Origin of the sequence: Brevundimonas sp. (assembly GCF_050729455.1) — a bacterium.
In the GTDB taxonomy this organism is placed as follows: Bacteria; Pseudomonadota; Alphaproteobacteria; order Caulobacterales; family Caulobacteraceae; genus Brevundimonas.
Genome location: NZ_JBOHLI010000007.1, coordinates 24,643 through 46,958, shown reverse-complemented (window position 1 = coordinate 46,958; position 22,316 = coordinate 24,643). Strand labels below are relative to the sequence as shown.

The following is a 22,316-nucleotide window of genomic DNA, read 5'->3' as shown; positions in this document are numbered from 1 at the left end:
GGGATCAGCCGCCCGTGGTGATGGTCGCGGTCAGCTTGGTCTCGCCGTTGGCGGGCACAGGCACGCGCCAGACGACGGTGCGGGCGTCGCGCATCTCGCCCTCGATGCTCTGCTCGCTCAGTTCGGTGTCCCGGCCCAGACCGCGTTGGCGCACCTCGACCGTCACCGGCTCGGGCCGGGCGTTGCGGACGGTGTATTCCATCGCATAGCGGGTACGGAAATAGTCCACGAGTCGCTTCGACACCCGCTCGGACGAGACCAGACGCGGCTGCACCGTCACGTCAAAGGCGTCGCCGGTCGTGACCACGATCTCGGACCCGGCGGGCGAGTGATCGACCTGATCCTCGCCGATGAAGCGCGGCTCCCCCGCCTCGTCCTTCACATAGACGCGCATGACGCCCGCCGGCAGGGCGCGGGCGGCGCTGCCCGAGCCGTTGGCGAAGATGACGCCCACCTCGGCCGCGATCGGTTCCTCGGCGGTGGAGAAGCCGTTGAAGACGTTCAGATAGCGCTTGCTTGCGGGCACGCCCGCCGCGTCGATCAAGCCGACCTGCTTGGTCTGGTTGTTGGCGACGGTGACAGCCTCAGGCAGCGGATAGACATAGACGTCGGCCAGGGCGCCCTCGCCGCCGGTCTGGGTGCCGTTGCCGCGCGTCGGGCGGCTGTAGGAATTGTAGCCCTGATTGAGCAGGTTGATGTCGCCCGCCACCACCCGCGTCTGGGCGTTGGAGAAGGTCGCGCCCGAGTCGTTGGTGATCGTCACCCAGCCGGTCAGGTCCAGCTTGCCCGCCTTCTCGTCGAAGCGGGCGACATAGTCGGCTTTCCACGCCAGGCCGGTGGTCAGATAGGAAAGCGTCGTCTCGCGGCGGCCGCCGCCCTGGGCGTCCAGAGTGACGCTGAGCGTCGGGCGCGGGCGCAGATTCTGGGGCACCCGGTCGAAGATGACGCGGGTCGGCACGCCGTCGTCGCGCAGAACCTCGATGCGGTTTCCGATCTGCAGCACCACGCCCTGATTCGCCGCCAGGACACGGGCGCGCTCGGTGGTCTGGGCGCCCGAGCCGGGATTGGTGCGAACGATGCCGATGTCGCCGCCCACGGCGCTTTCCATCAGCTTGCCGGGCGTCAGCAGGTCGTAGTCGAAGTTCTGCTCGACCACCGACAGGCCGCGCCCCGACAGGCCGACCGTCTCGGGCCGGATGCTGGCGGATACGCCCGGAAACTCCTGACGCGAGCGACCGGCGGGCACGTTCAGGTTCCGCACGTCCTCCACCAGGGCGATGTTCTGATTATAGACGGTCAGGGAGACGCGGTCGGGACCGCCCGGCCCCTCCTCCACCTGTTGCGCCATCGCTTGTGAAGGCAAGACGGGCGCGGCCAGCAGCATGGCGACGGCGAAGGGTCCGAGTGCGCGGATCATGAGTCTGCCCCGAGGTTGTCCTACGGCGACGCTCGCACGGGATTCAGGCGTCTGTCGAGCCTTGCGGCGCACGGTCACGCTGGCGACGCCCGGCCGAAGCGGCTAAAGCGCGGCCGTGACCCGGTCCCAAAGTGAAAACTGGTCGATGACGCGCTCGCTGGCCTTCCTGGCCGCGACGTTCGCCATCGTGATCGGAACCCTGCTGCCGTTCGCGGCCCTGGCGGCCTCGGTCCCCGGCCAGCCTATCGTCATCTGCTCGGCCGAAGGGCCGCAGACGATCCAGTCCGGCGGCGTCGACGGCCCCGTCAACACGCACGTCGGGGCCAGGTGCGCGGCCTGCGTCATGCCCCTGCTGGCCGCCCTGCCGGAACCGCCCGCGCCGACGCCCGCCCCGGCCGTCCGCATGGTCGCGCCGGTCGCCTATACGCCCTTCCGCGTCAGCCCCCCGCCGCCGGCCCGCGCCCCGCCGCGCCCGCCGTCCACCGCCCCGCCTCAAGCCTGAAAACCAGACCCCTCTGCCCCCTCGCGCGCGTCGAATGACGACGCCCGCGACCGCACCTCTGTTTTTCAGGACTGCTTTCCATGTCTTTCAAGACCACCGCGGCGCCGTGCGCGCTGCTCATCGGCGCCTGCCTGGCGCCGACCTTCGCCCTTGCTTCCGAAGCTTACGGCCCGACCGCCGTCGTCGACAGCATCATCGTCACCGGCCGCCGCAACGCCGAGGACCCCGCCGTCGTGGCCGAGGCGCGCGACCGTCTCAGCCGCACCCCGGGCGCCGTCGCCGTCGTCTCGGCCGAGAGCTATGCCGACCGCTTCGCCCAGGGCTTTTCCGACACCCTGAGGAACGTCCCCGGCGTTCTGGCCCAAAAGCGCTACGGCGAGGAAAGCCGCCTCTCCATTCGCGGCTCGGGCATCGCCCAAGGCTTCCACCAGCGCGGCGTCCTGCTGGCTCAGGACGGCGTGCCCTTCGCCGACGCCGACGGCTTTTCCGACTTTCAGGGCGTGGACGCCCTGAGCGCCCGCTACATCGAAGTGTGGAAGGGGTCGAACACCCTGCGCTTTGGCGAGGCCCAGCTGGGCGGGGCGATCAATCTGGTGACGCCGACCGGCCGCACGGCCCGGCAGGAGAACCTGTGGCAGCTGGAGGGGGGCAGTTTCGGCTCCGTGCGCGGCCACGCCGCCGTGGCGCGAACCCACGGCGACTGGGACGTCTATGCCGCTGTCACGGGAATGCAGAGCGACGGTTGGCGCGATCATAGCCAGCAGTCGCAGGGCCGCCTGACCGTCAACGCCGGGCGCTCATTCGGTCAGGATCGCGAGGTGCGCCTGATCGCCCAGGCGGCGGACATCAAGCAGGACCTGCCCGGCTCGCTGACGCTGAAACAGGCGCTGGAGACCCCACGCATGGCCTCCGCCTCGGCTCTGTCCGGCGATCAGGCCCGCGACCTGACGGTGAAGCGGCTGACGCTGCAGACCCGCTGGCGCTTCAACGAGGCCACCCTGTTCGAGGGCGCCGTCTGGGGCTGGGAGAAGTCCCTCTATCACCCGATCTTTCAGGTCATGGATCAGGACAGCGCCACGCGCGGCGCCTTTGGCCGCATTGACTGGACCGGTCAGGTCGCGGGCCTGCGCGCCGACGCCTTCTACGGCCTTTCGTGGCGGGACGGAGAGGTCGAGGCCCTGCGCTACCTCAACCTGAGCGGCTTGCCGGGGGCCAGGACGGCGGACGCCCGACAGCAGGCCTCGGGCCTCGACGTCTTCGCCGAGGGGCGGTTGTTCGTCACCGACCGGCTGGCGTTGGTCGCGGGCGGGTCATGGGGCCGGGCCACGCGCGACTATGCCGACCGGCTGAACCCGGCCAATGACGACAGCATCGACTACGACTGGTTCTCGCCGCGTCTGGGCCTGCTGTGGGAGGCCCAGAGCGGGGCTCAGGTCTTCGCCAACGTCACCCGCTCGGTCGAACCTCCGACCTATGGCGCTCTGGTGCAGGCGCCGCTGACCGGCTTCACCCCCGTTCAGGTTCAGGACGCCTGGACCGCCGAGATCGGCACGCGCGGGCGGCATGGCCCCTTCGCCTGGGACCTGACGGCCTATCGCAGCCAGATCGACGGCGAGATCCTCAACTTCATCGTCGGGCCGGACATTCCGGCGGCGACCTTCAACGCCGACTGGACGATCCACCAAGGCATCGAGGCCGGGCTGGACTGGACCCTGCCGATCGAGTTGGCGGACGGCTCGCTGATGCTGCGCCAGACCTACAACTGGAGCGACTTCCGCTTCGACGGCGACGCGCGCTGGGGCGACAATCGCCTGCCGGTCGTGCCTGAGCATCAGTACCGGACCGAGCTGACCTGGCGCCATCCGTCGGGCGTCTTCGTCACCCCCTCGGTCGAATGGCGGATCAGCAGCCCCTACGTCGACTACGCCAACACGACGAAGGCCCCGGACTATGCCGTTCTGGGCCTGGCAGGCGGGTTCAACATCGGAACGAACACCTCGGTCTATGTCGATGCGCGCAATCTGACGAACGAACGCTACGTCGGGGAGTTCTCGGCCGCGACGATCGCCACCGCTTCCACCGCCAGCTTCTTCCCCGGCGAGGGACGCTCCGTCTTCGTCGGCCTGCGGCTGGCCTACTGATGCCTGCAGCAATCAAGGGAAAGGCGCCGGACGTGATGTCCGGCGCCTACCGCGCCGTCTGGCGCTGGCATTTCTATGCCGGCGTGATCGTCATGCCCTTCCTGATGCTGCTGGCCCTGACCGGCGGCCTCTATCTGTTCAAGGACGAGATCGATCAGCTCGCCCACCGACGCATGATCCAGATCGCGCCCTCCGCCGCCCGAGCCGCGCCCGAGGCCTGGATCGCCAGCGCGGCCAAGGCCGGCGGCGGACGCGCGGCCAACCTCCTGCTGCCCGCCGCCCCCGATCAGGCGGTGAAGGTGCGCGTCGACCGGCCCGACGGCGCCCAGAAGATGGTCTTCGTCGATCCGCATACGGCCCGCGTGACCGGCGTCATCGACGATGGCGGCGTCACCGAGACCATCAAGAAGCTGCACTCCCTCAGCCTGCTCGGCGGGACGACCGGCACGACCCTGAACATCCTGATCGAGATCGTCGCCGGCTGGACCATCGTCCTGTGCGCCACCGGGCTTCACCTGTGGTGGCCGCGACGGCGTCAGGGCGCGGTGCTGATCCCTCGGGAAACCGATGCGCGCCGCCGCCCCTTCTGGCGCGACCTGCACGCCTTGGTCGGCCTCTATGTCGGCGGGGTCGTCCTGTTCCTGGCCGTGACGGGGATGCCCTGGTCCGCCGTCTGGGGCGATCAGGTCATGGGCGTGGTCAAGGCCAGCGGCTGGGGCCGTCCGCCCGCGCCCGTCGCCGGCGCCTGGCAAAAAGCCGAGCATCACGATCATCCCGCCGGGGCCGGCTGGACCATGGAGGGCGTCGTCCTGCCGTCGCCGTCTCATGGCCGACTGGACCTGACAGGCGTGGTCGCGGCGGCGGCGGCCCATGACCTGCCCCGTCCCTATACGGTGTCGATCCCGGCCCAGCCCGGCACGGCCTATACCGTCACCGCCCAGGTCCGTCGGGTGCAGGACAGCCGCACCCTCTACATCGACCCCGCGAGGGGCGCTGTTCTGGCCGACATCGGCTTCGAGCGTTTCGGCCCCGGCGCCAAGGCGATCGAGTGGGGCATCTACACTCACCAGGGCACGCAGTTCGGACAGATCAATCGCCTGATCATGCTGGCCGGCTGCCTCGGCGTCTGGCTGCTGGGCGTCAGCGGCCTGATGATGTGGTGGAAACGCCGCCCGCCCAGCCTGTCTCGCGCCCGCCCCGGCGTTAGCCTAGGCGCGCCGACGGCCCCGCCCGGTCCCCGCGTGCGGGCGGCCGTGCTGGGGATCGTCATCCCGCTATGCATCCTTTATCCCCTGACGGGACTGAGCCTCGTGACCGTTCTGCTGCTCGATTTCGCCGCGCGACGCCTCATGCGGCGCCGGCCCGCCGTTTCCTGAAGAGAAAGACCCGCCATGAAACGCATCCTCGCCCTCACCGCCTTCCTCGGCCTCGCCGCCTGCGGCCAGCCCGCTGAAAAGACGGCCGAGACCGCCGCCGCGCCCGGAACCGTCACGGTCGCCGACGCCTGGTGCCGCCCGACGCCCAACGGCGCCAAGGTCGGCGGCTGCTACGTCACCCTGACGGCCGGTTCCGACGACCGCCTGCTCAGCGTCTCGACGGCCCTGGCCGAAAGCGCCCAGATCCACGAGATGAAGATGGAGAACGGCGTCATGAGCATGGGCGAGCTGAAGGACGGCCTGCCCCTGCCCGCCGGTCAGAAGGTCGAGCTGAAGCCGGGCTCCACGCACCTCATGCTGATGGGCCTGCGCGATCCTCTGGTCGACGGCGGCGTCGCCTCCTTCACCCTGACCTTCGAGAAGGCCCCGGCCATCGGCGTCCACGCTGCGGTGAAGCAGCCGCCGGTGGTGGATTCGGAGGAGTAGGCAGCGGCCTTCCCTCTCCCGATGGGAGAGGGCTTGAGCTTCGGAGAGCCGAAGGCGATCCGCCAAGCGAAAGGGTGAGGGTCGCAGCCCTCCGTCGGCGCAAGCCGCCGCGCCACGGCTCACGCCGATTTACAGCGCGGAACCCTCACCCTTTCGCGCAAGAACGATCGCTTCGCTCTCGTGCGCTCAAGCCCTCTCCCAAAAGGAGAGGGTCTGTTGCTCGTCCCCGCACCTGACAAACAGGCTCGAACCCGCTAAAGGCTCGCGCTCACGAGGAATCCCATGGCCCTTAAAGTCGCGATCGTCGGCCTGCCCAACGTCGGCAAGTCCACCCTGTTCAACGCCCTGACCAAGACGGCGGCGGCTCAGGCCGCCAACTATCCGTTCTGCACCATCGAGCCGAACACCGGCGACGTGGCCGTGCCGGAAGCCCGCCTGAACACCCTGGCGGAGATCGCCGGGTCGAAGGAAATCATCCCCGCGCGGATCACCTTCGTCGACGTGGCCGGTCTGGTGCGCGGCGCGTCCAAGGGCGAGGGTCTGGGCAACCAGTTCCTGGCCAACATCCGCGACTGCGACGCCGTGGCCTTCGTCGCGCGCTGCTTCGTCGATGACGACATCACCCACGTCGAGAACCGCATCGACCCGATCTCGGACCTCGAGATCATCGAGACCGAACTGATGCTGGCCGATCTCGAGAGCCTGGAGCGCCGTCGCGTTCAGGTCGAGAAGCGCGCCAAGGGCGGCGACAAGGAATCCCAGCTGACGCTGAAGCTGATCGACGCCGCGCTCGAGAAGCTGCGCGACGGCAAGCCCGCACGTCTGGCCGAGGTGTCCAAGGAGGACAAGAAGGCCTGGGACATGCTGCAGCTGCTGACCGCCCTGCCCGCCCTCTATGTCGCCAACGTGGAAGAAGCCTCGGCCGACAAGGGCAATGAGCTGTCCGACCTGGTCGCCAAGCGCGCCGCCGAGGACCACGCCAACTCGGTGGTCATCTCGGCCCAGATCGAGTCGGAAATCGCCGTCCTGGACGACGAGGAGCAGAAGGAGTTCCTCGAGACCCTGGGTCTGGAAGAGCCCGGCCTGAACCGCCTGATCCGCGAGGCCTACAAGTTGCTGGGCCTGCAGACCTACTTCACCGTCGGTCCCAAGGAAGCCCGCGCCTGGACCATCCCCGTCGGTGCCACCGCCCCGCAAGCCGCCGGCGTCATCCACACCGACTTCGAAAAGGGCTTCATCCGCGGCGAGACCATCGCCTTCGACGACTATGTCGCGCTGAAGGGCGAAGCGGGCGCCAAGGAAGCCGGCAAGATGCGCGCCGAAGGCAAGGCCTATGTCGTCAAGGACGGCGACGTGATGCACTTCCTGTTCAACAACTGATGCGCAAGGTCCATCGGCTGGTAATCTTAGCATTGCTGGTCGGTGGACCCGCCTTTGCTCAAGACGCTAACGAAAAGCCCGCTAGCGCACAGATCATTTCCCCAGCAAATCGGCATTGATCGTTTGCGGGCCGCCAGCAGAGGCTTCATCCCTGTCGGCGAACCCGTTGTCAGCGAGAACGCCCAGCGTGGCGAAGCCATCCTGACCGCTCCCTACCGTCTTCGTCGCGAAGGCCGTCTGGCAGCAGATATAGCGACCTCGACCGTGCGTATGAAACAGGGCGCACCTGTCGCGTTCCTGTCCTTCCGTCCGTTTGGCGCCCAGCAATACGAACCGATCCGCGCCTGGTGTGGTCCCGGCGAAGTCAAGGCCATGTTCTCATGGTCGGCCCAGATCGTTTGCATGGTCGAAGCCGCAGACGGCAAGGCCGCCCTTGTGACCCCTGCATTTTACGCCGCGTCATGGTGGGCGGTAAGCAGCCTGAACACTACGCGCCGCGAGGACCATGTTGATCGCGTCGAGGTGCTACCCGCCGAAACGGCGTCCGAGTTCGAACTGGTCATCAGCTATCAACGCCAGCGTGATAATGGGCTGGCCATTCGCAGCCAGATTATCGGTCCCGCTGTTCAATCGGACAAGACCGCGCGTGGCCTGAGCCACGATCGCGTCATGCCAGCCTCAGATACCGGCTACAGCCTGCCCTACGACGGTTTAAGCTTAACCCTCAGCCCTTCCGCTGAAGGCGCCAGCCTCGGCATCGTCTCCGAGCGTGTCGCCCCTGCGCTGGACCTGTCGCTCTTCGAGGAAGAGCCCATCGACATGACCGGCGAAGAGACAGAACAGCCGGAACAGGCCGCCGGTATCGCGCCCACACCTTATGTGATCGGCGCCCTGCGCTTTGATCCGACCCAGATGACGGCACAGAACGGCATCATTATCCGTGGCGGCACTATGCTGACGGGGAAGGCCTCCTATGCGGTAACAGGCCGTTTGACCAAACAACTGCAGATGACGGCACCCCTGATCCACGAAACTGCTGAAGCTGGCACGATCATGCATCAGCTGGAGATCATTCGCTCTACCGAGCTTGGCACACTGACGTCCAACCGTGTGTGGTGCGGTGCGATAGGCTCGGGAACGATCTGGACGCGTAAACCCACGATTAAATGCCTCGCCATGAGCATGCGAACCGGAGTGCTGGAAGCGAACTGGCCAAACGGCAGTGCGGCTTGGCTGGCTACCACTGACCGCTTCGCGGCAATAGTCGGTACCGAAGCGATCGATTTCGATGTTGAAGTCTCGCAAACGCCCATGCTGGCCCCAGTCGATGTTCATTTCCAACTGCATCGCATCAATGCCAATGAGGCCATTGTGCGGGTGATGGCCAGCAAGGACGGCGAAGAAGTTGTTGTTCTTCAGATCAACGCTCCATTTAACAATGGCACGGCCACGATCCCGCTCTGGTCACACAGACTGAACTTGATCCGAAGCGGTGAAGGCGTCAGCCTAGAGTTTACCTACGATCGCGACGGCAGCAGCCCCGTTCTAATCGGTTACTACCCTGCCTGATCTGCATACCGCGCTCGGCAATCTTTAGCTTAGCTGATTGTTGAATAAGTTTTTTCTGCAGGGTCGCCCGTCGGGTGACCCTGTTATTTTATGGGCCATGACCTAATGGGGGCGTGGACGGAGGCCGCGAGGCTGGCGGGCGCTTCCAGGACGCGGTCAAGCTGTTCACCCGCCTTGTCAACATCGGCGACGCCAGGTCCCTGGTCTGCCACCCGGCCTCGACCACCCACCGCCAGCTGTCGCCGGACGAGTTTCTGACCGTCGGTCCCTCGGGGTCATGCGCCGCAGCAGCCGCACCGGGCGATCGCTGCGGCGCCGTGGCTGTCATCCGCACCCGCTCATTGCGAGCCCTCGCCCTCGGCGTCGCACTTCAGCGCGCCTCATAGCCGGCGCCGGTTTCAAGATGACGTCGAAATTGCGGTTGATTCTGATAATCGTTCGCAGTAATTGCGCAACTCTCTCCAACCGGGGCTGTAACCATGCGCTCGTTTCTGATGTTCTCCGCCGGGCTGACCGCCCTTTCAGCCGCCGCCTTCCCTGCCTTGGCCGAGGAAGTCGTCGATCTGCAGAAGGCCGTGCCGGTCGCGCCGATCACTGTCGTCGGCACCCGCACCCAGCGCCGCGTGGACGATGTGCCCGCCACCGTCAGCGTCATCACCGCCGAGACCATCGAGAACAATCTGGTCACCGATATCAAGGACCTGATCCGGTTCGAGCCGGGCGTCAGCGTCCCCACCAGCCCCGCCCGCTTCTCGGCCGCCCTGTCGGGCGCGGGCCGCGACGGCAACTCGGGCTTCACCATTCGCGGCATGGGCGGCAACCGGGTGCTGATCATCCAGGACGGCGTTCGGGTGCCCGACGGCTTCGCCTTCGGCGCCCAGAGCGTGGGGCGCGGCGGCTACAACGACCTGGATCTGGTCAAGTCGGTCGAGATCCTGCGCGGCCCCGCCTCGGCCCTCTATGGCTCGGACGGCATCGCCGGCGCGGTCAGCTTCACCTCCAAGGACCCGGCCGACTTCATCGACAGCGGCCGCAGCTTCGGCGCCCGCGCCCGGGTCGGCTACAACTCGGCCGACGACGGCTGGACCGAGGGTCTGGCGCTCGCGGGCCGCGCCGGCTCGTTGTCCGGGCTGCTGGCCTACACCCGCCGCGACGCCCATGAGACCGAGAACATGGCCGAGGTCGGCGGCACGGGCTCGGCCCGGACCCAGCCGAACCCGCAGGAAATCGCCTCAAACGCCATCCTGGGCAAGCTGGTCTGGGACGCCAACGACAACCACGCCGTCCGCCTGACCTACGACCACTTCGATCAGGAGATGGATGGCGAGGCGCTGAGCAGCTATTCGGCCACCGTCATCGGCCTGACGGCGCACGACGAGACCCGGCGCGACCGCGTCAGCCTGGACTGGCGCTTCGACGACGTCTTCGGCCTGGATGACGGCTCGGTCGCCGCCTACTGGCAGGACGCGACCACGCGCCAGTTCACCTATGAGGACCGCACGCCCGCCGTCGATCGCACCCGCGACGTCACCTTCGACAACACGGTCTGGGGCATGGCGGCGCAAGGATCGAAGACCTTTGGCGGCGAGGCGATACAGCACCGCGTCACCGTCGGCGGCGACTGGTCGCGCACCACCCAGGAAGGCATCCGCAACGGCACGGTCCCGCCGATGGGCGAGCCCTTCCCCGCCCGCCCCTTCCCCAGGACGGAATACGACCTGGCCGGCCTGTTCATTCAGGACGAGATCGAACTGCTGGGCGGCCGTCTCAGCATCATCCCGGCGCTGCGCTACGACTGGTATGAGCTGACACCCAAGGCCGACGCCCTGTTCCCCGCCCCTTCGGCGGGCCAGAGCGACAGCCACCTGTCGCCCAAGATCGGCGTGATGTTCTGGGCCGACGACCACTTCGGCGTCTTCGCCAACTATGCACAGGGCTTCAAGGCGCCCTCGCCGATGCAGGTGAACAACTTCTTCGCCAACCCGGTGTTCGGCTATGAGTCCATCCCGAACCCGGACCTGACGCCCGAAACCAGCGAGAGCATCGAGGCGGGCGTGCGCTTCCGCAATCTGAAGGCGTTCGGCGGCGCCCTGTCGCTGTCGACCACGGCCTTCCACACCGACTATGACGACTTCATCAATCAGGTGGTGGTGCGCGGAACCGGCGTGCCGGGCGTCGACCCGCTGATCTACCAATACGTCAACCTGACCGAAGTGAAGATCTGGGGTCTGGAAGCGCGCGGCGATATCCATTGGGACAACGGCGTCTCGGCCATCGTCGCCGCCTCCTTCGCCGACGGCGATCAGGAGACGGACGGCGCGCGCGGCAAGCTGACCAGCATTGATCCAGTCAAGGTCGTCGGCGGCCTGAACTACGCCGCGCCGTCGGGCGTCTGGGGTGGTTCGGCCACCGTCACCTGGTCGGACAAGAAGGACCGCGCCGGCTGCGGCGGCGGCAACTGCTGGCAGGGCGAAGAGTTCGCCATCCTGGACCTGACCGCCTTCTGGAACGTGACGGAAAAGGCCACCCTGCGCGCCGGGGTCTTCAACGCCCTCGACGAGACCTACGCCTGGTGGAGCGACGTGCGCGGCCTGTCGCGCGGCGGCACGGTCGCTGCGCCGACCGATCCGGCCACCCTGCCCGCATTCACCCAACCCGGCCGCAACTTCGGCGTCTCCGTCAACCTCCGCTACTGAGACCCCGGCCCGAACATGAAAACGAACATCACCAAGGAAACCTCGATGCGCGCCATCCTTTTCGCCGCCGCCCTGCTGGCCGGCGCGGCCCCCGCCGCGATCGCCGCCGCCCAGACGCCCGCTCAGACACCTGCCTTGGCCGCCGCCACGCCCGCCAGCCCGTTCGAGCGTGACCGCCAGTCCATCCTGGCCCAGGCGGGCCAGTTCCGCGTCCACTTCGACATGCGCGAGAACGTCAGCTTCAACGCCGACTACGACCCGATGGAGGGCAAGCTGTCGGGCGGCAGCGAGATCGTGCGCGTCGTCTATGACAAGGGCGACCGGATCAGCCTGCAGCACATCCTGGTCATGGAGCACGACGGCAAGGCCATCGTCATCAAGCACTGGCGTCAGGACTGGGTCTATCAGCCGGAATCGGTCCTGACCTACACCGGTCCGAACCAGTGGACGCTGGTTCCGGTTTCCGCCGATCAGCGCGCGGGCGCCTGGTCCCAGACGGTGTGGCAGACGGACGACTCGCCCCGTTACGGCGGCGTGGGACGCTGGACCTACGTCAACGGCATGAAGGTCTGGACCTCCGAGCCGACCTGGCGGCCGCTGGCGCGTCGCGATGCGGTGCTGAACCCCGTCTATGACCGCTATCTGGGCAGCAACCGCCACGCCCTGACGCCCAACGGCTGGGTCCACATCCAGGACAATATGAAGATGAACGGCCGGGCCGGCGGCGAGCCCGTCGCCATCGTTCAGGAAGACGTGGTCAACACCTACGACCGCTCCACCAGCTACTCGCCCAAGGCCGGCGACGACTACTGGGCGGCAACGCAGGCCTATTGGGCCGCCGTCCGCGACGCCTGGGACGCCGCCATCGCCAAGGGCAACGGCGTCTATGTCGAGGAAGAAGCCCAGACCGGCGTCGTCACCGGCCCGCCGCTGATGGAGCTGGCCCAGAAGATCCAGGACGGCGAAATCACGACCGAAGCCGCCATCGCACAGGCCCGCGCCACGATCGACGCCGCCACGAAACGCTGACGCGCGCCCTCCTCCCGCGCGTTCAGCAGAAGGCCCTCCGCCCGGAAACGGACGGAGGGCCTTGTTCTTCAGCGGCCGCGTCGCCTTCTAGCGGCGCGCACTGTCCGAAGCCGAGCGGACCTGGCCGAATTCCGACGTCGGTTTCCAGCTCGGCCATTCGTCGCTGTTCGCCAGTTGCAGACCCAGTTGGTACAGCAGGGTCAGGTTCTCGACCGCCGAGCGCAGGTCCCAATCGGCGGACCATTCGTCGCTAGGCCTATGGTAATCGGCGCCGAACTTGGCTTTCCACGCCGCCAGACCGGCCTCACGCCCGCCGTCCACCCAGTCCACGCCGTGCCAGGGCATCAGGGCCGGCACGCCCGCGCGGGCGAAGGGGAAGTGGTCGGAGCGGTAGTAGAAGCCCTGCTCCGGCTGGCCGTCGTCGGAGACATAGCGGCCTTCCTTGGCCGCCAGGGCCTGCAGGTCGTCTTCCAGCGTGTTCTGGCCCTTGCCGAAGATCGGCACGTCGCGCGTCGGGCCGCTGAGGGGCAGCATGTCGATATTGATGTCAGCCACGGTCGTTTCCAGCGGATAGACCGGATCGGCGGCATAGGCGTAGGCGCCCAGCAGGCCCATTTCCTCGGCGGCCATGTGGGCGAAGACGATGGTGCGGTCCGGCGCAGGCGCGGCCTTCAGTTGACGCGCCATTTCCAGCACGCCGATGGTGCCCGAAGCGTTGTCCCAGGCGCCGTTGAAAATCTTGTCGTCGCCGGCCGCATGGTTGTTGACCCCGACGTGGTCCCAGTGGGCCGAATAGATGATGGTCTCGTTCGGACGCTCGGCGCCCGGAATTTTGGCCAGCAGGTTGTGGGTGCGCAGGGTGTCGATGGTCTCGGCCGTCTCGACCGACAGGGTCACGCCGGGCAGGTCGACGGCGCGGAAATCGCCCGTCGCGAGGCGCGGCGTCAGGGCGGCCATGTCCAGCCCCAGGGCTTTGGCCGTATCGGCGTTGATCGCGCCCGAGAACTCCAGGTCAGCCGCACCCGGCGTCATGGTGCGGACGCGGCCTGCGCCCTGGGTCTGGCGAGTCCAGCCTGCCTCCGAGGCGGCGACGTTGACGACGGTGATGACGCCGACCGCGCCCCGGCGCTTGGCCTCGTCCGCCTTGTAGGCGCCGGACTGGTAGTTGGTCGTGTAGGGGCCGTTGAACAGGTCGCCGTCGGGCTCTCCGCTGACGACGAGGACGACCTTGCCCGCCACGTCGAGGCCGCCGTAGTCGTCCCAGCCGCGTTCGGGCGCATGGATGCCGTAGCCGGCGAAGACCAGGCCGGCGCCGGTGATGGCCGCCTTGCCGTCGTTGCTGACCGCCCGCAGGGTGATGTCGCTTCCCGGCGTCAGGGCGTGGACCTGACCGTCCGCGCCGGTCCAACTGGCCTTGGCGGCGTCAGCGACAGGCGTGAACCGCTTCAGGTCGATGACCTGCAGCCATTGGCCGTTCGGGCCGCCGGGGGCCATGCCCATGGCCTCATACTGGGCTTGCAGCCAGTCCAGCGTCTTCTTCTCGCCGTCCGTTCCGGGATAGCGGCCCTGGAAGTCGTCGGCGCTGATGGTGCGGATTTCATCCGACAGGCGCTGAGCCGAAAAGTCCTGAGCCGCCGCCGCACCGGCGACGAGCAGAAGAGCGGTTGCGGCGACGCCGCTGATGAACCGACGATGCATGGAAACTCCCGAGCCCTCCCCACGGGGCCTTCGCGCAAAGTAATAGGGCGACCTCCTGCGAGGTCGCCCCTTACTTTTTTGTCATATTCCGCGAAGGCGGATCGGCCGCGACCTACTTGCGCTGGGCGTCGCTGACCGTGCGGGCCGGGCCAAACTCCGAACCGGATTTCCACTGCGGCCAGTCGCGGCTGTTGGCCAGGGCCTGACCGGCCTGGAAGACGACCTCCAGATCCTGAATCATGCCGCGATAGTCCCAGTTCGGCTCCCACTCGTCGGCGGCCTGGTGATAACGGTTGGCGCGGTATTCGGCGGCAGCCGCCTGACGCGGGGCGATCGGTTCGTCGACGTAGTCGCCGGTCGAGGACAGATAGCCCATCGGCACGCCGCGCTTGGCCAGCGGGAAGTGGTCCGAACGGAAATAGATGCCCGCGCCCGCGCCCGCGTCGCCCTCGAAGCCCCGCCCTTGCGCGGCGGCCAGGGCGATGACGCGCTCATCCAGGTTGGACTGGCCGTAGCCGGTGACGCCCAGCTTGCTCATCCGGCCCAGCACGCTGGAGGCGTCCAGGTTGAAGCCCGCCACCGTCGTTTCCAGCGGATAGAGCGGATTGGCGGCGTAGAACTCCGACCCCAGCAGGCCGCTTTCCTCGCCGGTGAAGCTGATCATGACGATGGTGCGCTCGGGCTTCGGCCCCGCCGCCCACTGACGCGCCAGCTCCAGCAGGCCCGCCGTGCCCGAGGCGTTGTCCACGGCGCCGTTGAAGATGCGGTCGCCGCTGGCGTCCGGCTCGCCCATGCCGATATGGTCCCAGTGGCCGGTGTAGAGGATGGTCTCGTCGGGATGGGTCGAGCCTTCCAGCTTGGCCACGACGTTGTGGGTGACGATCCGGTCGGTCTTCACGTCGAACCTGGCGTCGATGGTCGCGCCGGCCAGTTCGACCGGCTGGAAGTCGCGGCTGCGAGCCTTGATCTTCTCCTGCTCGAAGTCGAGCCCGGCCTGGCGGAACATCTCGACGGCCACGTCGCGCTGGATCCAGGCCTCCATCGGCACCCGCTCGGCCGAAGGATTCTGACGCACGATGTCGAACTGGGGCACGGACCAGGAGTTGGCCACCGTGGTCCAGCCATAGGAGGCGGGCTTGGTCTCATGGACGATCAGAACGCCTGCCGCGCCCTGACGCGCCGCCTCTTCGTACTTGTAGGTCCAGCGACCGTAGTAGGTCATGGCCACGCCGCCGAAGGTGTTCAGCGACGGGTCTTCAAAGTCCGCGTCGTTGACCAGGACCACGATGACCTTGCCGCGCACGTCGGTCTTGAAGTCGTTCCAGTCGCGCTCGGGGGCGGTGGTGCCGTAGCCGACGAAGACCAGCGGCTTGGCGCGCAGGTCCACGCCTTCGCCGGGCAGGCGGGTGGTGATCGTGGCCTGCTGGCCCTGGGCCAGAGCCTGGGTCCAGTCGCCGACCTTGATCTGGCCGCTGACGTTGGAGACGGTGAAGCGGTTCAGGCCGACCGCCTGGGTCCAGCCGCCGTTCTCGCCGCCGGGGGCGAAGCCGGCCGCCTCATACTGACGGCTCAGATAGTCGATGACCTTCTGCTCGGCCGGGGTGGCGATGCCGCGCCCCTCGAAGCTGTCGTCGGACAGAACCTTGATGTCGTTGGAAATGCGCGCCGCATCGAAGACGGGAGCCTGGGCGGCGGCGCCAGAGGCCAGGGCGGCGGCGAACAACAGGACGGCGGCGGACGACATCAGACGCATGGGAACAGACCCCTCAACCAAAACAATGGCCGGGACCCTATCGGTCGAAATCGGCGGAGTCGATGCGGTGGATTCGGAACGATCAGGGGGTCGGACCGACCGCCCCGCCCGCCGGCCAATCCGTGTCGCCGATCCGGGTCAGCCGCATCTCGATCACCTGGCGCGGCGGCTGGCCCTCGGCGACAATGACGCCGACCTCGTGCCAGGTCCCATCGCGCACCACGGCCACGTACTGCATCTTCGCGTTCGGCCCGGCCGGCGTCTCCCAGCGGAAACCGTCATCGGTGACTTCAAAGGCGTAATCGCCCGAATAGCCCTGAGCGTAGGAGCGGAACCCGTAGCGGCCAGCGCGGGCGTCCCACGACACCAGGGCCATGGCGTTGAACTGGGTCGAGCCGTCAGCAGCGTAGCCGCGACCTTCGATGACCTTGATCGAGCCGCCCAACATCGAACCGACACGTTCCGTCTGGGTCAGGGTCATGGGACCGGCGGGTCCATGGATGGTCGCCTCGCCGCGCCATTCCCCGTCCAGGAAGGCCAGCCGATCTATGGCCGCGCGCTGGGCCTCAGTCCCATTGGGCGAGGGCGTCTGGGCATCTGCCGCTACAGGAGCGGTCACGAGGACGGCGGCAAGCGCCAGGCAGACGAACGGCTTCATCAGTGAATCTCCCTACAACTTTGCGATATAAAGCACTTTTTAAAACGAGGCAACCGGACATGAAAAAACCCGCCGGATCGCTCCGGCGGGTCATCTCGTCTCGAACGGGTATCGCCTTAGTGGGCGACGCCCCTCCAGATGCGGCGGTAGCTGGCGTAGGTGATCCCTGCGAACAGCAGCAGGAAGATGATCACGCCAAAGCCCATCTGCTTGCGCTCGGTCGCCTTGGGCTCGGAGGTCCAGGCGATGAAGGCGGCGACGTCCTTGGCCATCTGGTCGACGCTGGCCTTGGTGCCGTCGTCATAGGTGACCTGACCGTCGCGGAGCGGCGCGGGCATGGCGATGAAGCCGCCCGGGGGAACGTGTCCCTCGCCTTCCCAGAACGGGGTCAGGTCGCCCGCCATATAAGGGTTGTAGTGCTGGGCCGAGGTCATCTTCAGGCCGGCGGGCGGGGTCCCATAGCCCGACAGCAGCGAGTAGATGTAGTTGGCGCCGTCGTGGCGGGCCTTGGCCATCACCGACAGGTCGGGCGGAGCCGCGCCGCCGTTGGCCGCGGCGGCGGCCGTGGCATTCGGATAGGGCGACGGGAACTTGTCGGCGGTGGTGGCGTCGCGCATCAGCGCCTCGCCCGTCTCGCTGTCGATGTCCGGGACCTGAACTTCCTTGGCCAGAGCCTTCACGACGGGGTTGTCGTTCGGGTTCGGGTACTCGGGGTTCCAGAACGGCCCGTGCTTGTCGCCCAGGTTGCGGAAGTGCACCAGGTTCATGCTGTGGCACGAGGCGCAGACTTCCTTGTAGACCTTGTAGCCGCGCTGCAGCTGGCCCTGGTCGTAGGTGCCGAACGGCCCCTCGAAGCTGAAGCCGCCGCTGCGCGGGTGCTTGGCGCCCCCGGAGGCCATCGCCGGAGCGGCGAAGGCGACCAGACCGATAGCGGCCGTCAGGGAAACCAGGATCTTGCGGAAGGACACGGTTTTCTTCTCGTTGGAAATCATCGCGTTCAGCCCTTCTGCTCGGCGTCGCCCGACAGGACCGGCTCGGAAATCGTCGCCGGGACCGGCAGCGGCTTCTCGCGCAGGCCGAGGAACGGCATCAGCACCAGGAAGAAGATGAAGTAGTAGGCCGTCAGCAGACGCGTCAGCCACAGGTAGGAGTTCAGCTGGCCGTCAAACAGGGTGAAGCTGGGCATACCCGGGATGACCGGAGCGTCCGGCAGCTGACCACCGCACCAGCCGAGGCCGAAGCACACGAACAGGAAGATGATGAAGCAGGTGCGCATCGTCGGGCGGTAGCGCATCGAGCGCACCTTGGACGTGTCCAGCCACGGCAGGACGAACAGCACGCCGATGGCGCCGAACATGGCCACCACGCCGCCGAACTTGTCGGGGATGGCGCGCAGGATCGCGTAGAACGGCAGCATATACCATTCGGGAACGATGTGGGCCGGGGTCTGCAGCGGGTTGGCCGGGATGTAGTTGTCGGCGTGGCCCAGGGCGTTCGGCTGATAGAAGACGAAGACCGAGAACAGGATCAGGAACAGGATGATCGCGAAGCCGTCCTTGACCGTGAAGTACGGGTGGAAGGGCAGCATGTCCTTCTTCTCGCGGTCCTTCGGGATCAGGATGCCGACCGGGTTGTTCTGACCGGCGGCGTGCAGGGCCCACAGGTGCAGCACCACGCAGCCGGCGATGACGAACGGCAGCAGGTAGTGCAGCGAGAAGAAGCGGTTCAGGGTGGCGTTGTCGATGGCCGGGCCGCCGCGCAGCCAGATCAGGATCGGCTCGCCGACGACCGGAATGGCGCCGATCAGGTTGGTGATGACCTCAGCGCCCCAGAAGGACATCTGGCCCCAGGGCAGGACGTAGCCCAGGAAGGCGGTGGCGATCATCAGGAAGAAGATCAGGCAGCCGACGATCCAGATCATCTCGCGCGGCGCCTTGTAGGAGCCGTAGTAGAGGCCGCGAAGCATGTGCAGGTAGACGGCGATGAAGAACATCGACGCGCCGTTGGCGTGCACATAGCGGATCAGCCAGCCGCCGTTGACGTCGCGCATGATGCGCTCGACCGACTCAAAGGCCAGGGCCGTGTTCGGCGTATAGTGCATGGCCAGAACGATGCCGGTGATGATCTGCGTCATCAGGCACAGGGCCAGGATGCCGCCGAAGGTCCACCAGTAGTTCAGGTTCCGGGGGGTCGGCAGGTTGGCGTAGTCCATGCCGAAGCGGATGATCGGCAGGCGGGTGTCCATCCACCGCTCGAAAGCGGTCTTCGGGACGTAGGTGGATTCGTGATCGCTCATGGTTCCTCGGTCCGTCCTCAGCCGATTTTGACGCGGGTGTCGGACATATATTCGTAGTTCGGCACCACCAGGTTGATCGGCGCCGGTCCCTTACGAATACGGCCCGAGGCGTCATAGTGCGAACCGTGGCAGGGGCAGAACCAGCCGCCGTAGTCGCCCGAACCGAAGGTCGGGACGCAGCCCAGGTGGGTGCACGAACCGATGACGACCAGATACTTCTCATGGCCCGGCTTGGTCCGCTCGGCGTCCGTCTGCGGATCCTTCAGATCCGAAGAGTTGTCGTCGGCGATGACGCGCTTCAGCTCGGCCGGGGTGCGATAGCGCACGAAGACCGGCTTGCCCTGCCATTTGATGACGACCTGCTGGCCTTCCTGAACCTTGGTCAGATCGAATTCGATCGACGCCAGGGCCAGGGTGTCGGCGGCGGGGTTCATCTGGTTGATCAGCGGCCAGGCCACCATCACGCCCGCACCGACCGCGGCGGCGCCGGCGGCGATGTGGATGAAGTCGCGGCGGGTGGCGTCGCCGCCCCCGTGTTGGCCCTCAGGCCCTTCAGCAGTCACGACCGATTCGGCCACGCGTCTCACCTCTGCAGTCCCGAACGTCCGCCCCGGGAGTGGGATGGCCGTCGGCATGATCGTCTAGCGGAACGGAGGCGATGTCGGTCGGTCCTCGGTTTGCGGGCCGCTCCTGCAAGACGCTGACGCACCTTGCGAAACAGTCGCAACAAAGACCGCGACAAGGCCCCGGCCCGCGCGTATGAGGGCCTTAGAATGCGTCTCGCCCTTTTTCAACCTGACATCCCGCAGAATGTGGGCGCCTGCATCCGTCAGAGCGCCTGTTTCGGCGTCGAATTGCACGTGATCGAGCCCGTCGGCTTCCGTTTCGACGACAGCGCCATGAAGCGTGCTGCGCTGGACTACGGCCCGCTCAGCCATATGACCCGCCATCCCGACTGGGACGCCTTCCAGCGCGACCGCGCGCCCGGACGGCTGGTCCTGTTCACGACAAGGGGAGCGACGCCCCTGACCGCCTTCGAATTTCAGCCTGACGATATTCTTCTGTTCGGTCGCGAGAGCGCCGGCGCCCCCGATTACGTCCACGCCGCCGCCGACGCCCGCGTCTTCATCCCCATCCGCCCGGAAACCCGCTCGCTGAACCTGTCGGTCAGCGCCGGCATCGCCCTGTGGGAAGGCTTGAGGCAGTTGGGGGAGTTGCCGGTGCGCCCCTGAGGCAAGGCGCTTAACCACGCCGATTCATCGAGCGCAAAATTCTGAACGGCAAACTCCGTTTCCCGAACGAGCGGAGCAACTGCCTTGGAAGCCTTCCTGCGAGAACTGACGTCAGCCGATAACCTGTCGTTGTTGCTGGCTTTCGTCGCGCTGATCGGGTTCCTGGCGGGACTGGGCGTCGGCGCTCGTAGCCGCAAGGCGCGGCGCCCGCCGCCACGAAACACGCGCTGGCGCAACGGGTTGAAACTCGTGAAGTCAGACGTCCGCAACGACCGAACCGATCCCGCCGCACAACTCGACACCGTCATGAACGCCGAGTTTCGGCCCAAGCGGCTGATGTCGAAAAACGAGGCGCGCACCTTCCTGCAGATCGAACGCATCCTGCGCGGCCATCAGACCGGCTGGCGCGTGATGGCTCAGGTATCGCTCGGCGAGGTGCTGACCTCGGCCGACGCCAAGGCCTTCGCCGCCATCAACAGCAAGCGCGTGGATATGCTGGTCATCGCCAGAGACGGTCATCCGCTGGCGGCCGTGGAGTTCCAGGGCTCCGGCCACTACCTAGGCACGGCCGCTGCGCGCGACGCGGTCAAGCGAGAGGCGCTGCGACGCGCCGGCGTCGACTTCATCGAAGTGAAGCCCGACCACTCAGACGAGGATCTCGCATTCGAGATCGCCCGTCTGGTTCGCTTGAAAGCCCCGCCAGCGCCGCAGCCCGTCTAACCCCCTACTCCGGCGCGCCGTCGTTCGGCAGTTGCGCCAGATTCGGCCGTTCGCCGCGCCGGGCCGTCGCCGCCCGCTCCACCCCGCGCATGGTCCGTAGCAGGTTCTCGCCCGCCAGCTTGCGGATGTCGGCCTCGCTCCAGCCGCGACGCATCAGCTCGGCCAGGATGCGCGGATAGGCCTCCACGCTCTCGACGCCCTCAGGCAGGCTGTCGACGCCGTCGAAATCGCCGCCCAGGCCGACATGGTCGATCCCCGCCACCTCGCGGACGTGCTGGATATGGGCCACGACGTCGTCCAGCGAGGCGCGCGGCGCCGGATTGGCGGCGGTCCAGGCTTCGAGACCGGTCTTCACCGCGTCGGGTGCGCCGGGGTTCAGGCTCTTGAGACGGGCATCCTCGGCCGAGCGAGCCGCGCCCCAGGCCCGCACCGGCTCGCTGATGAAGCCCGGGACGAAGGTCACCATGACGATGCCGCCGTTGGCCGGCATCAGCCGCAGAACGGCGTCGGGCACGTTGCGCGGATGGCCCGTGACGGCCCGCGCCGACGAGTGCGAGAAGATGACCGGGGCTGTCGAGATGCGGATGGCGTCGGTCATCGTCTCCTCGGAGACGTGGCTCAGGTCGACCATCATGCCGAGGCGGTTCATCTCCTTGACCACCTGCTCGCCGAAGGGCGACAGGCCGCCCCACTTGGGCGCGTCCGTGGCGCTGTCGGCCCAGGTCGTGGTCTTGGAGTGGGTCAGCGTCATGTAGCGCGCGCCCGAATCATAGAACTCGCGCAGCAGGCCCAGCGAATCGTCGATGGAATAGCCGCCTTCCATGCCGATCAGGCTGGCGATTTTTCCGGCCTTGTGGATGCGGGTGATGTCGTCGGCGGTCACAGCGATCTCGAACACCGAGGGATGGGCGGCGACGATGCGCTTGACCGTGTCGATTTGCTCGAAGGTGGCCTTGGCCGCCTCGACCGGCTCCAGGCTGGCGGGGACATAGACCGACCAGAACTGACCGCCGACGCCCCCGGCGCGCAGGCGAGGAATGTCGGTGTGGAGCCGGGTCGTCGCCTCAAGATTTGTCGTCAAATCAACACGATAAGGATCATTCCCAAAGCCCTGACGCAGGGCCCAGGGCAGGTCGTTGTGGCCGTCGATCAGCGGCGTGCGATGCAGAATCTGGAGCATCCTCTCCTGCCCCGCGGTGTCGGCGCTCCCCTGCGATTGAGCCAAAGCGGGTCCCGCCAGGACGGCGAGCGAAACGGCGGCGAGCAAGGCGGTGCGGATCATGGGGGTCCCCTCAATACTGATACGGCCACGCTGGCACAGGCGGCGCGGCATGGAAACCGGGGCTGATCTGGATCAAGGCCC

The 22,316-nt window shown here is 67.1% G+C and carries 19 protein-coding genes; 11 read left to right on the top strand and 8 right to left on the bottom strand.

The genetic code is table 11. The annotated features are described in order from the left end of the window. Positions 1 to 4: 4 nt before the first annotated feature. On the bottom strand, positions 5 to 1,417 hold the full coding sequence (locus ACREEF_RS03440; RefSeq protein ID WP_431564212.1) for a DUF4139 domain-containing protein: 1,413 nt from the start codon (positions 1,415 to 1,417) through the stop codon (positions 5 to 7). A gap of 115 nt (positions 1,418 to 1,532) precedes the next feature. Between ACREEF_RS03440 and ACREEF_RS03435 the strand changes: the two genes are divergently transcribed. The 9 genes from ACREEF_RS03435 (at position 1,533) to ACREEF_RS03395 (ending at position 12,596) form a co-directional block, all read left to right on the top strand. Next, on the top strand, positions 1,533 to 1,919 hold the full coding sequence (locus ACREEF_RS03435; protein WP_431564211.1) for a hypothetical protein: 387 nt from the start codon (positions 1,533 to 1,535) through the stop codon (positions 1,917 to 1,919). An 80-nt stretch (positions 1,920 to 1,999) separates the two neighbouring features. Continuing rightward, a complete protein-coding gene (locus ACREEF_RS03430; protein WP_431564210.1) occupies positions 2,000 to 4,060 on the top strand; it encodes a TonB-dependent receptor family protein in 2,061 nt (686 codons plus the stop codon). A 35-nt stretch (positions 4,061 to 4,095) separates the two neighbouring features. Further along, positions 4,096 to 5,436 carry a PepSY-associated TM helix domain-containing protein gene (locus ACREEF_RS03425; protein WP_431564209.1) on the top strand — a complete coding sequence of 447 codons (1,341 nt, stop codon included), beginning with the start codon at positions 4,096 to 4,098 and terminating at the stop codon, positions 5,434 to 5,436. A 15-nt stretch (positions 5,437 to 5,451) separates the two neighbouring features. Then, positions 5,452 to 5,922 (top strand): copper chaperone PCu(A)C, encoded by a 471-nt coding sequence (locus ACREEF_RS03420; RefSeq protein ID WP_431564208.1) that lies wholly within the window; start codon positions 5,452 to 5,454, stop codon positions 5,920 to 5,922. A gap of 282 nt (positions 5,923 to 6,204) precedes the next feature. After that, positions 6,205 to 7,302 carry a redox-regulated ATPase YchF gene (gene ychF, locus ACREEF_RS03415; protein ID WP_431564207.1) on the top strand — a complete coding sequence of 366 codons (1,098 nt, stop codon included), beginning with the start codon at positions 6,205 to 6,207 and terminating at the stop codon, positions 7,300 to 7,302. Positions 7,303 to 7,356: 54 nt separating this feature from the next. Then, positions 7,357 to 8,871 carry a hypothetical protein gene (locus ACREEF_RS03410; protein ID WP_431564206.1) on the top strand — a complete coding sequence of 505 codons (1,515 nt, stop codon included), beginning with the start codon at positions 7,357 to 7,359 and terminating at the stop codon, positions 8,869 to 8,871. Between the two features lie 113 nt (positions 8,872 to 8,984). Then, complete coding sequence (locus tag ACREEF_RS03405; RefSeq protein WP_431564205.1) at positions 8,985 to 9,257, top strand: hypothetical protein; 273 nt, start codon at positions 8,985 to 8,987, stop codon at positions 9,255 to 9,257. A gap of 93 nt (positions 9,258 to 9,350) precedes the next feature. Continuing rightward, entirely contained in the window at positions 9,351 to 11,567 is a 2,217-nt protein-coding gene (locus ACREEF_RS03400; protein WP_431564204.1) for a TonB-dependent hemoglobin/transferrin/lactoferrin family receptor, read from the top strand. Between the two features lie 45 nt (positions 11,568 to 11,612). Next, entirely contained in the window at positions 11,613 to 12,596 is a 984-nt protein-coding gene (locus ACREEF_RS03395; RefSeq protein WP_431564203.1) for a DUF6607 family protein, read from the top strand. Positions 12,597 to 12,683: 87 nt separating this feature from the next. Here the strand turns inward: ACREEF_RS03395 and ACREEF_RS03390 are convergent, their stop codons facing one another. The 6 genes from ACREEF_RS03390 to petA all read right to left on the bottom strand — a co-directional run bounded on the left by ACREEF_RS03390 (position 12,684) and on the right by petA (position 19,579). Continuing rightward, complete coding sequence (locus tag ACREEF_RS03390) at positions 12,684 to 14,294, bottom strand: M28 family peptidase (protein WP_431564202.1); 1,611 nt, start codon at positions 14,292 to 14,294, stop codon at positions 12,684 to 12,686. 112 nt (positions 14,295 to 14,406) lie between these two features. Beyond that, a complete protein-coding gene (locus tag ACREEF_RS03385) occupies positions 14,407 to 16,047 on the bottom strand; it encodes a M28 family metallopeptidase (RefSeq protein WP_431564201.1) in 1,641 nt (546 codons plus the stop codon). Positions 16,048 to 16,129: 82 nt separating this feature from the next. After that, entirely contained in the window at positions 16,130 to 16,705 is a 576-nt protein-coding gene (locus ACREEF_RS03380) for a DUF1579 domain-containing protein (RefSeq protein ID WP_431564200.1), read from the bottom strand. A gap of 116 nt (positions 16,706 to 16,821) precedes the next feature. Then, positions 16,822 to 17,697, bottom strand: a complete 876-nt coding sequence (locus ACREEF_RS03375; RefSeq protein WP_431564199.1) for a cytochrome c1 — start codon at positions 17,695 to 17,697, stop codon at positions 16,822 to 16,824. Positions 17,698 to 17,702: 5 nt separating this feature from the next. After that, positions 17,703 to 19,001: a cytochrome b gene (locus ACREEF_RS03370; protein WP_431564198.1), complete on the bottom strand. Its 1,299-nt coding sequence runs from the start codon at positions 18,999 to 19,001 to the stop codon at positions 17,703 to 17,705. A gap of 17 nt (positions 19,002 to 19,018) precedes the next feature. After that, complete coding sequence (gene petA, locus ACREEF_RS03365) at positions 19,019 to 19,579, bottom strand: ubiquinol-cytochrome c reductase iron-sulfur subunit (protein ID WP_431564197.1); 561 nt, start codon at positions 19,577 to 19,579, stop codon at positions 19,019 to 19,021. Between the two features lie 195 nt (positions 19,580 to 19,774). On the opposite strand from petA, the gene ACREEF_RS03360 reads away from it, so the two are divergent. Together ACREEF_RS03360 and ACREEF_RS03355 are read left to right on the top strand one after the other, a co-directional pair. Further along, positions 19,775 to 20,233: a tRNA (cytidine(34)-2'-O)-methyltransferase gene (locus ACREEF_RS03360; protein WP_431564196.1), complete on the top strand. Its 459-nt coding sequence runs from the start codon at positions 19,775 to 19,777 to the stop codon at positions 20,231 to 20,233. Positions 20,234 to 20,317: 84 nt separating this feature from the next. Then, positions 20,318 to 20,953: a DUF2726 domain-containing protein gene (locus ACREEF_RS03355; protein ID WP_431564195.1), complete on the top strand. Its 636-nt coding sequence runs from the start codon at positions 20,318 to 20,320 to the stop codon at positions 20,951 to 20,953. A 4-nt stretch (positions 20,954 to 20,957) separates the two neighbouring features. On the opposite strand, the gene ACREEF_RS03350 is transcribed toward ACREEF_RS03355, so the two are convergent. Further along, positions 20,958 to 22,133 (bottom strand): dipeptidase, encoded by a 1,176-nt coding sequence (locus tag ACREEF_RS03350; protein ID WP_431564194.1) that lies wholly within the window; start codon positions 22,131 to 22,133, stop codon positions 20,958 to 20,960. Between the last annotated feature and the right edge of the window lie 183 nt (positions 22,134 to 22,316).

What these genes read in the sequence shown, in the direction of transcription:
- ACREEF_RS03440 (WP_431564212.1), bottom strand. Translation starts at nt 1,417, where the DNA reads ATGATCCGCGCACTCGGACCCTTCGCCGTCGCCATGCTGCTGGCCGCG.
- ACREEF_RS03430 (WP_431564210.1), top strand. Translation starts at nt 2,000, where the DNA reads ATGTCTTTCAAGACCACCGCGGCGCCGTGCGCGCTGCTCATCGGCGCC.
- ACREEF_RS03425 (WP_431564209.1), top strand. Translation starts at nt 4,096, where the DNA reads ATGTCCGGCGCCTACCGCGCCGTCTGGCGCTGGCATTTCTATGCCGGC.
- ACREEF_RS03420 (WP_431564208.1), top strand. Translation starts at nt 5,452, where the DNA reads ATGAAACGCATCCTCGCCCTCACCGCCTTCCTCGGCCTCGCCGCCTGC.
- ychF (WP_431564207.1), top strand. Translation starts at nt 6,205, where the DNA reads ATGGCCCTTAAAGTCGCGATCGTCGGCCTGCCCAACGTCGGCAAGTCC.
- ACREEF_RS03400 (WP_431564204.1), top strand. Translation starts at nt 9,351, where the DNA reads ATGCGCTCGTTTCTGATGTTCTCCGCCGGGCTGACCGCCCTTTCAGCC.
- ACREEF_RS03395 (WP_431564203.1), top strand. Translation starts at nt 11,613, where the DNA reads ATGCGCGCCATCCTTTTCGCCGCCGCCCTGCTGGCCGGCGCGGCCCCC.
- ACREEF_RS03390 (WP_431564202.1), bottom strand. Translation starts at nt 14,294, where the DNA reads ATGCATCGTCGGTTCATCAGCGGCGTCGCCGCAACCGCTCTTCTGCTC.
- ACREEF_RS03385 (WP_431564201.1), bottom strand. Translation starts at nt 16,047, where the DNA reads ATGCGTCTGATGTCGTCCGCCGCCGTCCTGTTGTTCGCCGCCGCCCTG.
- ACREEF_RS03380 (WP_431564200.1), bottom strand. Translation starts at nt 16,705, where the DNA reads ATGAAGCCGTTCGTCTGCCTGGCGCTTGCCGCCGTCCTCGTGACCGCT.
- ACREEF_RS03375 (WP_431564199.1), bottom strand. Translation starts at nt 17,697, where the DNA reads ATGATTTCCAACGAGAAGAAAACCGTGTCCTTCCGCAAGATCCTGGTT.
- ACREEF_RS03370 (WP_431564198.1), bottom strand. Translation starts at nt 19,001, where the DNA reads ATGAGCGATCACGAATCCACCTACGTCCCGAAGACCGCTTTCGAGCGG.
- ACREEF_RS03360 (WP_431564196.1), top strand. Translation starts at nt 19,775, where the DNA reads ATGCGTCTCGCCCTTTTTCAACCTGACATCCCGCAGAATGTGGGCGCC.
- ACREEF_RS03350 (WP_431564194.1), bottom strand. Translation starts at nt 22,133, where the DNA reads ATGCTCCAGATTCTGCATCGCACGCCGCTGATCGACGGCCACAACGAC.